Here is a 12,112-nt window from a genome sequence, read left to right on the forward strand (position 1 = left end):
CCCGGCGGCGGCCGGGGTCAATTTCCGGAAAGATCCCGGCGGCGGATCGGGATCGCCGCCGATCTGGGGCGTCTATTCCCCGATCAGATGAAGCGCGATCGCGCGGCGATGCGGCGCGCGGCGATGTTCGAACAGATAGATGCCCTGCCACGTGCCCAGCACCGGCCGACCGCCGGCAAGCGGGATCGTGAGCTGGATCTGGGTCAGCGCGGTCCTGAGATGGCGGGCATGTCGTCCGGCCCTTCGTCATCATGCGCATAAGCCGCCGGATCCTCGGGCGCGATGCGCGCGAAATAATCCTCCAGATCCGTGCGCACCTCGCGTGCCGCATTCTCCTGGATCAGCAGCGATGCCGATGTGTGCCGGCAGAACAAGGTCAGCAGGCCGCTTTCCATCGCCTGCGCATCCGTCCAGCCGATCACGGCGCGCGTGATCTCGACAAGCCCCTGGCGTGCGGTCTCGATCCGCAGCTCGCCGCTGGCCTGCCGGATCACGGGCGTTTCCTTATTGCGGCGTGGTGCTCGCCTTCGCCTCGGCGCCTGCCTTGGCGGGCGAATTGAGGATGTCGCGCGTGGTGGAACCCTTGTTCACCGTGTTCGTGCCGGGCGAGCCCGCCTCGCTGCGGATGCCGGGATCGGGCGCGCCGCCGGCCTGCTGGAGCAACGCCTGCTCGCCAGCGCTCACCGGCTGCTGCCCGCCGAACAGCGCGTTGAGCGCCTGCGTCGAGCTGTCCGCCTCCTGCGGGCGGGGCTGGCCCGGACGCGGCGGCACGAGCGCGAAATCGGGCGGCACGACCAGGGGCTGCGCCCGGCCGACGACGAATTCGTCCGGCCCGCTGCGGCCCGCGAACACGCCCTTGGGCGCCTTGGCGGCGCACCCGGCCAGGGTAAGGAGCGCCAACGGCACTGCCGCGACCCAGATACGCTTAGACATTCGCTTTCTCCGAAGGCGACGCGTCACGCACGATCAACGCGCGAACGGCCAGCAAGACTACGCCGACGCTAATCGCGGCGTCGGCAACATTGAAGACCAAAAAGGGCGACCATGCGCCGAAGTGAAGATTGAGGAAGTCCGCGACATAGCCCAGCCGCACCCGATCCGCGATATTGCCGATCGCGCCGCCCAGGATCGCGCCCAGCGCCAGCGCGTCGATCCGGCTCCGCTCGCGCAGCAGCCAAATGAGCACGCCGATCGCGATCGCCGCCGTCACGCCCGCCAGCACCCAGCGCTCGGCATTGCTGCCGGCGACGAGGAAGCCCATCGAAACGCCGCGATTCTCCACCCAGATCAGCCGGAAGATCGGCAGCAGTTCGATCGGCCCGCGCGCCGGCAGGGCGATCGGCCCCATGATCGCCCATTTGCTGATCTGGTCGGCCGCGATTACGCCAAGCGCCGTCGCGAAGCCGCCGATGCGGGCGGACATCAGCCGACCACGTCCGTGCAGCGATCGCACAGCGCGCCATCCTCGGTCACTTCCGGCAGATGGCGCCAGCAGCGGCCGCATTTCTCAAGCTCGGTCTTGAGCACTTCGAACGCCACCGTCTGGGTCGTTTCCAGCACCTCGCCTTCCACCACGCTGACAGGCGCCGTGATCGCGATCTCCGCGAAGTTGACCGAACGCAGCAGCGCCGCATCCTCCGCGCTGTAGGCGAGAGCGGTCACGTCCGCCTCCAGGCTGGAGCCGATCACCTTTTCGCGCCGCAGCGGCTCGATGTTGCCGGTCAGCTGGGTGCGAAGCTCGCGCAGCCGCTCCCAGCGCGCCCGCAGATCCTCGTCGGACCAGTCCGCATCGATGGCCGGCCATTCCAGCAGGTGGACGCTGCCGCCTTCCGGATAGCGCGTGCCCCACACTTCCTCGGCCGTGAAGCAGAGGATCGGCGCGGCATAGCGGACGAGCGCCTGGAATAGGATATCCAGAACGGTGCGATAGGCGCGGCGCGTGCGATCGGCCGCCCCGTCGCAATAGAGGCTGTCCTTGCGGATATCGAAATAGAAAGCGGAAAGATCGTTGTTGCAGAAATCGCCAAGCGCGCGCGCATAGCGATTGAATTCAAAGGCTTCCGTCGCGGATTTCAATTCCGCATCGAGGCTGGCCAGCAGGTGGAGCATGTAGCGCTCCAGCTCCGGCATCGCCTGCGGGGCGACTGCCTCACTTTCCGAATAGCCTTCAAGTGCACCCAGCAAGTACCGGAATGTATTGCGAAGTTTCCGATAGGAATCACTGGTGGTGGCCAGCACTTCCTTGCCGATGCGCACATCCTCGAAATAATCGGTGGAGGCGACCCACAGACGCAATATGTCCGCCCCGCTTTCCCCGATGATCTTCAGCGGATCGACGACATTGCCGATCGACTTGGACATCTTGCGCCCCTGCCCGTCGAGCGCGAAGCCATGCGTCAGCACAGCATCATAGGGCGCCCGGCCGCGCGTGCCGCAGCTTTCGAGCAGCGACGACTGGAACCAGCCGCGATGCTGGTCCGATCCCTCCAGATAGAGGTTGGCGCGCACGTCCTTGCCGTAACGCGCCTCGATCGTGAAGGCGTGGGTGGAGCCGCTGTCGAACCACACGTCGAGAATGTCGCGCTGCGGCTCATAATCCGCCGCGTCATGATCCGGGCCGAGCAATGCCTGATGATCGGCCGCGAACCACGCATCCGCCCCGCCCTGCCCGAAGGCCGCCACGATGCGCGCATTGACGGCAGGATCGACGAGATAGGCGCCGGTCTTCCTGTCGAGATAGAGTGCGATCGGCACGCCCCAGGCGCGCTGGCGCGAGATCACCCAGTCCGGGCGGCCTTCCACCATCGCGCCGATCCGGTTGCGGCCCTTGTCCGGCACGAAACGGGTATGGGCGATTGCATCCAGCGCCAGTTCGCGCAGGGTGGGTGCGTTGGAGCTGGCGGCATCGCCCGCAGACCGTCCTTCGGCAGGCTCGGAACGGACGGCGTTCTCGCTTGCGCCCTCAACACCGCTGGCGCCGAGCGAAGTGGAAGCACCGGCCCCGAGCGCCGCCACCGGTTTGTCCATGCCGATGAACCATTGCGGCGTGGCGCGGAAGATCACCTTCGCCTTGGAGCGCCACGAATGCGGATAGCTGTGCTGGAAATCCGCGCTGGCCGCCAGCAGGCCGCCCGCCTCGCGCAGATCGGTGCAGATCGGCCCGTCCGGCGCGTTGAACTTAGGATTGATGACGCTGCCCTGCCCGCCGAGCCAGCCCCAGTCCGCGCGATATTTGCCGTCGCCCTCCACCGCGAAGACCGGATCGATCCCGTTGGCCTTGCACAGCAGGAAATCATCCTCGCCATGATCCGGCGCCATGTGGACGAGGCCCGTACCCGCATCGGTCGTGACGAAATCCCCCGCCAGCATCGGCCGGGGCTTCGCGAAGAAGCCGCCGAGATGGTGCATTGGATGGCGGACTATCGTGCCGGCGAGATCCGCGCCTCTGATACGCTTGCCTTCCGGCTCCCACTTAAGCGGAACGTCCTGATCCTGAACTACGCCAGCCTCTTTACGATAGGCGATCCTAAGCCAGACCTCACTCAGCAACTGCTTCGCAAGAAGCAGTTTTCTTCCTGCCCAAGTGAAGAGAACATACTCAATCTCCGGCCCATAGGCCAAAGCCTGATTGACCGGGATCGTCCACGGCGTCGTCGTCCAGATCACCGCATAGGCACCGACCAGTTCCTTGATCGGAGAATCCGTGATCTCGAACGCCACGTCGATCTGCGTCGAGGTGATGTCTTCATATTCCACCTCGGCCTCGGCCAGAGCGGTCTTCTCCACCGGGCTCCACATCACGGGCTTCGCGCCGCGATACAGCTGGCCCGTCTCGGCGAATTTCAGCAGTTCGCCGACGATCGTGGCCTCGGCATCGAACTTCATCGTGAGATAGGGATCGTCCCAATCGCCCATCACGCCCAGCCGCTTGAACTGTTCGCGCTGCACGCCCACCCAGTGATCGGCATAGGCCCGGCATTCGGCGCGGAACTCCGCGACCGGCACGGCATCCTTGTCCTGCTTCTTCTTGCGATAGGCTTCCTCGACCTTCCATTCGATCGGAAGGCCGTGGCAATCCCAGCCCGGAACGTAGGGCGCATCCTTGCCGAGCAGCGATTGGGTGCGGACGACGATGTCCTTCAGCACCTTGTTCATCGCATGGCCCATATGGATGTCGCCATTGGCGTAGGGCGGGCCATCGTGGAGGATGAAGCGCTCGCGCCCGGCCCGCGCTTTGCGCAACTGGCCATACAGATCCTCCGCCGCCCATCTGGCGAGGATTGCGGGCTCCTTCTGCGCAAGACCGGCCTTCATGGGGAAGTCGGTCTTCGGCAGGAAGACGGTGGAGCGATAATCTGGGGTTTCGGGTGCGTCAGCCATCAGGCGGCGGCACTTAGGCGGCGGCGCGCTTCTTCGCAATCGGCGTCCATCTGCGCGACGAGCGAGTCGAGCCCGTCAAACTTCGCCTCGGGGCGGATGAAGGAGACCAGTTCCACCTCCATCTCCCGATCGTAAAGGCTCTCCGAAACATCGAAGAGATAGGTTTCCAGCAATTCCTTGGGCGGATCGAAGGTTGGGCGGATGCCGAGATTGGCGGCGCCATCGATCACGCGTCCGTCGTCCAGCCGAGCGCGCACGGCATAGATTCCATAGAGCGGCCGCTGATAATCGGCCATGTCCATGTTGGCGGTGGGATAGCCGATCGTGCGCCCGCGCTTGTCGCCATGGATGACGCGTCCGGCGATCGCGAAGGGCCTGCTCATAAGCCGCGCCGCTTCCTCGCAATCGCCGGTCTCCAGCGCGCGGCGGATCCGCGTCGAGGAAACGGGGCCGCCCGCATCCTCGATCGGGCCGACCACCTCGGCGGTGAAGCCGTGCGCCGGCCCGATCTCCGCCAGCATCGCCGTCGATCCTGCGCGCGCCTTGCCGAAGGTGAAATCGAAGCCGGTGACGATGCCGCCCGCGCCGAACCGGGCCACCAGCGCCTCTTCCACGAAACGATCGGGCGTCAGATCCGCCAGCGCGCGATCGAAGCCGATCACCAGCATCGCATCCGCCCCCGCCGCCGCGAACAGCCGCGCGCGCTGATCGAGCGTCGTCAGCCGGAACGGCGGAAGCCCCGGGCGGAAGAAGCTGGCCGGATGCGGATCGAATGTGGCGACGATCGCCGGCCGCCCTTCGGCACGCGCGCGATCGATCGCGCGGGCCACCACCGCCTGATGGCCGATGTGAAAACCATCGAAATTGCCGAGCGCGATCACGCCGCCACGAAAAGCCGCGGGCAGCGGCGCGCTGCCAGTCAGGCGCTCCATAGGGGCGGCCTATAGAAAAGCTGCGGCGGGCTGCCAATGCGATGCGGGCAGGAAAAACGTGCATGCTCTCCTCGCACCCTGACCGCGCCGGGGCTGTCGCTGCGCCGCAGCACGGCCTAAAGTGGCGAGATGTTCGAAAATCGCGCTTTCTCCGCCTTCCTGTTCGACATGGATGGCACGCTCCTCAGTTCCATCGCATCGGCGGAGCGCATCTGGACGGCCTGGGCCAGAGGGCACGGAATCGATCCCGGCCATCTCCTTGCCACCATGCACGGCGTCCGCGCGATCGAGACGGTCGCGCGCCATGTTCCGCCGGGCATCGACGCGCGCACCGAGGCGGATCGCATCACGCTGATGGAGATTGAGGATGCCGAGGGCACAGAAGCCATAACCGGCGCTGGCGCCTTCCTGCGATCGCTGCCGGCGGATCGCTGGGCGATCGTCACCTCCGCCCCGCGCCCGCTCGCCCTCGCCCGGCTCCGCGCGGCGGGGCTGCCCATGCCGGAAACGATCGTGACCGCCGATGACGTCTCGGTCGGCAAGCCCGAACCGGAAGGCTATCTGCTCGCCGCCGCGCGGCTGGGATTTTCCGCATCGGATTGCCTGGTGTTCGAGGATGCGCATGCCGGCATCGTCGCGGGCGAAGCGGCCGGCGCCACGGTCTGCGTCGTCACGGCCTGCCTGCCCGTTTCCTTCGCCACCGACCGTGCGACGCTCGCCAATTACGAGCAGCATCGCGTCGCGATCGATTCCGCGACGGGGGATCTGCGGATCATCGATCTGTAGCGTCTCCGCTGCCGCCCGCCCTCCGATCGCCCTGGCGGGCGCGGCACGCGACCAGGCTCAGCCGCGTTCCAGCGTCACGAAATCGAAGTCCGGTCCGCCCAGTTCGCGCTTCGCGATCCGCCACCCCGCGCCCAGAGGCGGCATCTTCGTGTCGCCCTCCACCGTCCGATGCACCTCGGTCAGTTCGATCCGCGTCGCATGGTCCATGAACAGGGCATAGATTTCCGCCCCGCCGATCACGGCCACCTCGGGCGCGTCGCCCGCCAGCGCCAACGCCTCTTCGACCGAGCCGACCCGCTCCGCCCCCTTGGCGCCCCATCCGCCATCGCGCGTCAACACGATGTGGCGACGGCCCGGCAGCAGGCCCGGCAGGCTTTCAAACGTGCGACGGCCCATGATCATGGGCTTGCCCATGGTCAGTGCCTTGAAATGCTTGAGATCCTCGGGCAGCCGCCAGGGCAGGCCGCCATCGCGCCCGATGATGCCGTTATCCGATCGGGCGACGTAGAGAGTGACGATCGGCCCGCTCACACCGCCACCGGCGCCTTGATGTGCGGCTGGGCGACATAATCCACCAGCGCGAAATCCTCATATTCATACTGGTCGATCGCGTCCGGCCTGCGCAGGATTTCCAGGCGCGGCAGCGGCCCCGGCGTGCGCGACAATTGCTCGCGCGCCTGATCGAGATGGTTCACGTAGAGGTGGCAATCGCCCCCGGTCCACACGAAATCGCCCACCTCCAGCCCGCATTGCTGGGCCAGCATGTGCGTGAGCAAGGCATAGCTCGCGATATTGAACGGCACGCCCAGGAACACGTCCGCCGAACGCTGATAGAGTTGCAGGCTCAGCTTTCCGTTCGCCACGTGCGTCTGGAACAGGCAATGGCAGGGCGCCAGTGCCATGCGCGGCTGATCCGCCGGGTTCCAGGCCGATACGATCTGGCGGCGCGAGGCCGGATCGCGGTTGATGAGATCGATCAGCAATTTGATCTGATCGATATGGACGCCGCCCGGCCCTTCCCAGTCACGCCATTGCTTGCCGTAGACGGGGCCGAGATCGCCATCCTCGCGCGCCCATTCGTCCCAGATGCTCACCCGCCGCTCCCGCAGCCAGCGTACGTTCGTATCGCCGCGCAGGAACCACAAAAGCTCCACGATGATCGATCGGAGATGGAGCTTCTTGGTCGTCAGCGCCGGGAAGCCCGCCGCCAGATCGAAACGCATCTGATGGCCGAAGATGGAAAGCGTGCCCACTCCCGTCCGGTCGTCCTGGCGCACGCCTTCGGCGAGGATGCGCCGCATGAGATCCTGATAAGCCTTCACGCCGGCCGGATTAGCGCCCGCACCCCGATCCGCCAAGCCGCCACGCACCATCCATCGCCCGCGCCGGCGCGGTGCCGGAGGATCGATCCGAAACGGATCCGTCCCTGCTGGAGCCGCGCGCCCCGATCGAAGCAACCTCCGTGCGGGGCGGCGAAGGGGAAGCCGATGCTGCGGGGCTTTGCTGGGCGTATCACCGTGACGGATACGGACGCGGCGGTCGCCCTGCTCGCCCCCTCATTGTTCGGGCTCGATCATGAACAGTTCCACGTGCTCCATCTCGGGAAAGATCTGGGACTGATCTGGCATGAAAGCTATGCCGCCGGCTCGGCCGGTGGCGTCGATGTGCCGCTGCGCCGCCTCTTCGCCGATGCGCTGGCGCTGGAAAGCCGCGCGCTCGTCCTCGCGCACAATCATCCCGGCGGCGATCTCGTGCCCAGCCGCGCGGACAAGGCCGTCACCCGGCGGATCGTGGAGATAGCGCGCCCGCTGGAAATCAGGGTCCTGGATCATCTCATCTTCGGCCATGGCGCCTGGGCGAGCTTTCGCCGCCTTGGCCTGATGTGAAGGGGGCCTGATGTGAAGGGGAAAATGCCAGAGGGCCTGTAAGCCGGGTTCTGTCCATCCCTTGCGGGACTGGGCGACCATTCCTCTAGGACGACGCTCGCGCGCCGCCTCAAGCAACCAACCCGGACGACCGGGCCGAGCAGCCCCATGTGCCGTCCCTATTCGGTCTTGCTCCCGGTGGGGTTTGCCGTGCCGCTCCTGTTGCCAGGCGCGCGGTGCGCTCTTGCCGCACCCTTTCTCCCTTACCCGGACCCAGGCTTTCGCCGGAGCCGCCGGGCGGTATCCTTTCTGTGGCACTTTCCCTGGGGTCGCCCCCGCCGGGCGTTACCCGGCACCGTCACTCTGCGGAGCCCGGACTTTCCTCCCCCTGCACGAAGCAGGCGGCGGCCGCCCGGCCCTCTGGCCGTGCGGCTGTTAGGCTGGCGCGCGGTGGCTGTCGAGAGGGCATGCCTCCGGGATGGTGCCGGATGGCGCTCGACCAACACCACCCCAAGCAAGGAGAAACCGCGGAGCCCTTCAGCTCTTGGCGAGCCGCGCGGCCGCCCCCTTGTCGCCGCCGGTCAGCAGCGAAAGCAGGATGGCGCGGGTCTGGCCATCTATCTCGCCATCGATCCGATCCGGGCGATAGCGGCGCTGAAAGGCGCGCACGGCGGCGGTGCCATCGATCACTTCATAACCGAAACGCTCCAGCGCCAGCAGGAAGCCGCCCTCGGTCCAGTGCGGATCGGTCAGATATTTGACGGGCCGGGGCAGCGCGAGGCGCACCCTCGCCAGCCTCTCCCAATCGAACAGCTCGCCCGGATCCTCCTTGCGCGTCGGCGCGATATCCGAATGGCCCACGATATTGCCGCGCGTGATGCCGTATCGGCCGACAATGTCGTGCATCAGCGGCATCAGCGCTTCATATTGGGCATCGGTGAAGGGCCGGTAGCCGAATTCGTGGCCGGGATTGACGATCTCGATGCCGATCGAGGCCGAATTGACGTCATCCACGCCGCGCCAGTGCGATCGCCCGGCGTGCCAGGCGCGTTTCGATTCGTCGACGAGGCGCAGGATCTGCCCGTCCTCGGCGATCATATAATGGCTGGAAACCTTGGCCGCGGCGTCCGTCAGTCGGGCGATCGCGGAGGCGCCGTCCTGCATCCCCGTATAGTGGAGCACGACGATGGAGATGGGCAGCTTGCGCTCGTCGAAATTGGGAGACGGGCAGTCGATGATCTCGGTCATGGTCTCTCGCAGCGGCGCTGAGCGAAACCATAGTGGCTGATAGCCCGCCGTGGAAGCTCCCGTCTTTTATCGTGCCTTCGGCCGGTAGAAGCCGCGCAGCGTGCGATCCGCCTCGAAGGCGTCGCTCTGGCCCAGCACGGTTTCGCCCGCACCGAGGAACAGCAGGCCATCCGGCGTCATCGCGGCGGCGATATGCTCCAGCACCAGCCGCCGCGTCTCCGGCGGGAAATAGAGCAGCACGTTGCGGCACAGCACCACGTCGAAACGCCCGATCGGCGTCGCATCGATCAGATTGTGCACCGCGAACGATACGACGCGCCGCAGTTCGGGCTTGGCCCGCCAGCTCTCGCCCTCGGGATTGAACCAGGCGATCATGTCGCCGATCGGCAGGCCCCGCTGGATCTCCATCTGGCCATAAAGCCCTTCGCGCGCACGGGCGATGGCCTGGGGCGAAACGTCCGTCGCCACGATCGGAATGTCCCAGCCCTGCCACAGATGCGCCTGCCGCCGCAGCTCGATCGCCAGCGAATAGGCTTCCTGTCCGGTCGAGCAGCCGGCCGACCAGATGCGCAGACGCTTCGTGTCGCCACGCAATGCGGCAATGGCCGGAAGCGCTTCCGCGGCGAACGAACGGAATATCGTGATATCGCGGAAGAAGGAGGTCTCGTGATTGAGCAGCGCCTCCACCACGTCCTGCGCCAGGCGCGTCTCCTCGTCCCGCCCCAGCCGATGCGCGAGCTGATCGAGCGTTTCCAGCCCTTCCGCGCGCATGACGGGGCTCAGCGCCGTCTCGATGCGCCAGCGGCGCCCCGCGACCAGTTCTTGTCCGGTGGTGCGTTCCAGCAATTTCGAAAAGGCACCCGCCGCAATCGGGCTCATATCCATGCGCCGGCTCCCTGTATTTCGATTCTGCCGGCCACTTCGCGGGCGAGAGCGGCCGGTGGCAGGGCGATGCGTGCGAGCCCCCCCGTCACCACGGCACCCGGCATGCCCCACACCACCGAGCTTCCCGCATCCTGCGCCAGAACCTCGCCGCCCGCCGCGACCAGATCGGCCGCGCCCAGCACGCCATCGCGGCCCATCCCGCTCAGGATCACGGCCAGACCGCCGGCTCCGAAGACGTCCGCGACGCCGGTCAGCATCGGATCGACCGAGGGCGTACAGCCGGAAGGCATGCGCCGCCGTTCAAGCTTGATGTGGATGATCCCGCGCGTCCGCGCGAGGCCGATATGCGCGTCGCCGGGCGCCAGGATGATGCCGCCCGATGCAAGTTGCATTCCGTCGCAGGCCAGCTTCGTCGGTCGGCCGGACATTTCCTGAAGCTGATCGACGAAATAGGGCATGAAAGGCGCCGGCAGATGCTGCGTCACGAGGATCGGCGCGGCGACACTGCGCGGAAGCGCCGCGAAGAAGGCCGCCAGTGCATGAACCCCGCCGGTCGAGGCGCCGATCGCCACGCAATCGATTCCCCGCGCCCTGGGCTGCGCCGGGCGCGGCGCGGCTGGCCGAGCGGGCTCATCCGGAACGATCGAAAGCGGGCGCGGCCCCGGCTTGGGAAGGTCCGAAGGCTCGGCCGCGATCCGGCGGATCTTTTCGACCAGATCGCGCGCGAAGCTTCCCGCCAGTGCGCCGGCGCCCGGCTTCAGCAGCGTGTCCGCCGCGCCGAGACGAAGCGCATGGATGCTGGCGGATGCCCCTTCGCCGCATGCGGAGGAGACGACCATCACCCGGCCCCCGCCCCGCTCGATGATTTCGGGCAGCGCTTCCAGGCCGCCCATGTCGGGCATTTCGAGGTCAAGCAGGGTCAGGTCGGGCCGATGCACGGCCAGAGCGGCCAGCGCGGAGCGGCCGCTATTCGCCTCCGCCACCACGGCGATGTCGGGTTCGTTCTGGAGCAGACGGACGAGCACGGCGCGCGCGACGATCGAATCGTCCACCACCATCACCCGTATGGGGGGATGCGAACGGCGCTGGGCGGCTTCGGCGCTCATGATCTGGCCTGCGCTCGCGCTCGCTGCCTTCAGGCGACGCCGACGATCTGCAGCTTGCTCTCGATCGTATCGCGATCGAACGGCTTCATCACATATTCGTCCGCACCCGCCTCGATCGCGGCGCGGATGTGTGCGCTGCCATTTTCGGTCGTGCAGAAGACGACCTTGGGGCGGCGCGGCAATTCGGTCTCACCCAGCGCGCGCAGGAACTCGATTCCGCTCATCACCGGCATGTTCCAGTCGAGCAGGATCACGTCGGGCGTCTTCTCGGTCATGCAATGGGTCAGGGCTTCCTGCCCGTCTCCGGCTTCCGCCACGGAAAAGTCCAGCGCTTCCAGAATGTGCCGGGCGACCTTCCGGATCACCTTCGAATCGTCGACAACCAGGCAGGTCTTCATTGTCTTTTCCATCATGCGATGCGTCTTGCGCCTGCCATCGTCCTAACCGGCGGGCGTAAGGATCAGGTTAAAGGGGATCAGGCTGCCGCCAATTCTTCCGGGCCCTGAATGAGCAGGGCCGGATCGATCAGCAGCACGTCGCCGCGCTCGGTGGAAAGCCGGCCGAGCGCAACCCGTGCCCAGCCGGGCTCCAGCGTCGCCACGCATGGCGCCAGCATGTCGCCACTCGCGACATCTTCCACCGCCTCCACCAGCAGGGCATAGCTGTGCCCGTCGATCAGGATCACGACTGCCTCGGGCATGGCTGGCCCCTTCGTCCGGCCGAGGCCGAGCGCCGCGCGCGAATCGATCACGGTGAGCACGCGGCTGCGCAGCGCGAACAGCCCGGCAATGTGCGGCGCGACACGCGGCACGGGCGTTACGGCATCGATCTCCACCACCGATCCCACATCGTTGGCATCGATCGCGACCAACTCTCCGGCAATCCGGACCATAAGATAAAGCCGTTCCAT

13 protein-coding genes, 1 other RNA gene and 1 pseudogene are annotated in these 12,112 nt (G+C 66.6%); 2 read left to right on the forward strand and 13 right to left on the reverse strand.

Going from position 1 to position 12,112, the window contains the following annotated elements; genetic code table 11:
- Positions 1-72: 72 nt before the first annotated feature.
- The 5 genes and pseudogenes from DI605_RS15725 to DI605_RS15745 all read right to left on the reverse strand — a co-directional run bounded on the left by DI605_RS15725 (position 73) and on the right by DI605_RS15745 (position 5,312).
- Positions 73-491, reverse strand: a pseudogene (locus DI605_RS15725) (secondary thiamine-phosphate synthase enzyme YjbQ).
- 13 nt (positions 492-504) lie between these two features.
- Positions 505-933 carry a DUF3035 domain-containing protein gene (locus DI605_RS15730; protein WP_293975784.1) on the reverse strand — a complete coding sequence of 143 codons (429 nt, stop codon included), beginning with the start codon at positions 931-933 and terminating at the stop codon, positions 505-507.
- Positions 926-1,423: a signal peptidase II gene (lspA, locus tag DI605_RS15735; RefSeq protein WP_293975786.1), complete on the reverse strand. Its 498-nt coding sequence runs from the start codon at positions 1,421-1,423 to the stop codon at positions 926-928. Before lspA ends, DI605_RS15730 begins: the two co-directional genes overlap by 8 nt.
- Complete coding sequence (ileS, locus tag DI605_RS15740; RefSeq protein ID WP_293975788.1) at positions 1,423-4,380, reverse strand: isoleucine--tRNA ligase; 2,958 nt, start codon at positions 4,378-4,380, stop codon at positions 1,423-1,425. The genes lspA and ileS overlap by 1 nt, the downstream gene beginning before the upstream one ends.
- The gene (locus tag DI605_RS15745; protein ID WP_293975790.1) at positions 4,380-5,312 is read right to left on the reverse strand and encodes a bifunctional riboflavin kinase/FAD synthetase; all 933 of its coding nucleotides are present in this window, start codon (positions 5,310-5,312) and stop codon (positions 4,380-4,382) included. The genes ileS and DI605_RS15745 overlap by 1 nt, the downstream gene beginning before the upstream one ends.
- Before the next feature lie 129 nt (positions 5,313-5,441).
- Between DI605_RS15745 and DI605_RS15750 the strand changes: the two genes are divergently transcribed.
- A complete protein-coding gene (locus DI605_RS15750) occupies positions 5,442-6,098 on the forward strand; it encodes an HAD-IA family hydrolase (RefSeq protein WP_293975792.1) in 657 nt (218 codons plus the stop codon).
- Between the two features lie 57 nt (positions 6,099-6,155).
- On the opposite strand, the gene DI605_RS15755 is transcribed toward DI605_RS15750, so the two are convergent.
- Both DI605_RS15755 and DI605_RS15760 read right to left on the reverse strand, forming a co-directional pair.
- On the reverse strand, positions 6,156-6,629 hold the full coding sequence (locus DI605_RS15755; protein ID WP_293975794.1) for a dihydrofolate reductase: 474 nt from the start codon (positions 6,627-6,629) through the stop codon (positions 6,156-6,158).
- Positions 6,626-7,399 carry a thymidylate synthase gene (locus DI605_RS15760; protein ID WP_367120063.1) on the reverse strand — a complete coding sequence of 258 codons (774 nt, stop codon included), beginning with the start codon at positions 7,397-7,399 and terminating at the stop codon, positions 6,626-6,628. Before DI605_RS15760 ends, DI605_RS15755 begins: the two co-directional genes overlap by 4 nt.
- Positions 7,400-7,585: 186 nt before the next feature.
- Here DI605_RS15760 and DI605_RS15765 point away from each other — a divergent pair, with 186 nt between their 5' ends.
- Entirely contained in the window at positions 7,586-7,984 is a 399-nt protein-coding gene (locus DI605_RS15765; RefSeq protein ID WP_293975796.1) for a JAB domain-containing protein, read from the forward strand.
- Positions 7,985-8,007: 23 nt separating this feature from the next.
- Here DI605_RS15765 and rnpB read toward each other — a convergent pair.
- The 6 genes from rnpB to DI605_RS15795 form a co-directional block, all read right to left on the reverse strand.
- Positions 8,008-8,387: RNase P RNA component class A (rnpB, locus tag DI605_RS15770), an RNA gene on the reverse strand.
- A 113-nt stretch (positions 8,388-8,500) separates the two neighbouring features.
- A complete protein-coding gene (locus DI605_RS15775) occupies positions 8,501-9,211 on the reverse strand; it encodes an N-acetylmuramoyl-L-alanine amidase (protein WP_293975798.1) in 711 nt (236 codons plus the stop codon).
- Between the two features lie 66 nt (positions 9,212-9,277).
- On the reverse strand, positions 9,278-10,096 hold the full coding sequence (locus DI605_RS15780; protein WP_293975800.1) for a protein-glutamate O-methyltransferase CheR: 819 nt from the start codon (positions 10,094-10,096) through the stop codon (positions 9,278-9,280).
- Positions 10,087-11,202: a chemotaxis-specific protein-glutamate methyltransferase CheB gene (gene cheB, locus DI605_RS15785; RefSeq protein ID WP_293975802.1), complete on the reverse strand. Its 1,116-nt coding sequence runs from the start codon at positions 11,200-11,202 to the stop codon at positions 10,087-10,089. The genes DI605_RS15780 and cheB overlap by 10 nt, the downstream gene beginning before the upstream one ends.
- Before the next feature lie 29 nt (positions 11,203-11,231).
- Positions 11,232-11,600 carry a response regulator gene (locus DI605_RS15790; RefSeq protein WP_293976033.1) on the reverse strand — a complete coding sequence of 123 codons (369 nt, stop codon included), beginning with the start codon at positions 11,598-11,600 and terminating at the stop codon, positions 11,232-11,234.
- A gap of 77 nt (positions 11,601-11,677) precedes the next feature.
- Positions 11,678-12,112 (reverse strand): chemotaxis protein CheW, encoded by a 435-nt coding sequence (locus DI605_RS15795; protein WP_293975804.1) that lies wholly within the window; start codon positions 12,110-12,112, stop codon positions 11,678-11,680.

This window comes from Sphingomonas sp. (assembly GCF_003248515.1).
In the GTDB taxonomy this organism is placed as follows: Bacteria; Pseudomonadota; Alphaproteobacteria; order Sphingomonadales; family Sphingomonadaceae; genus Sphingomonas_I.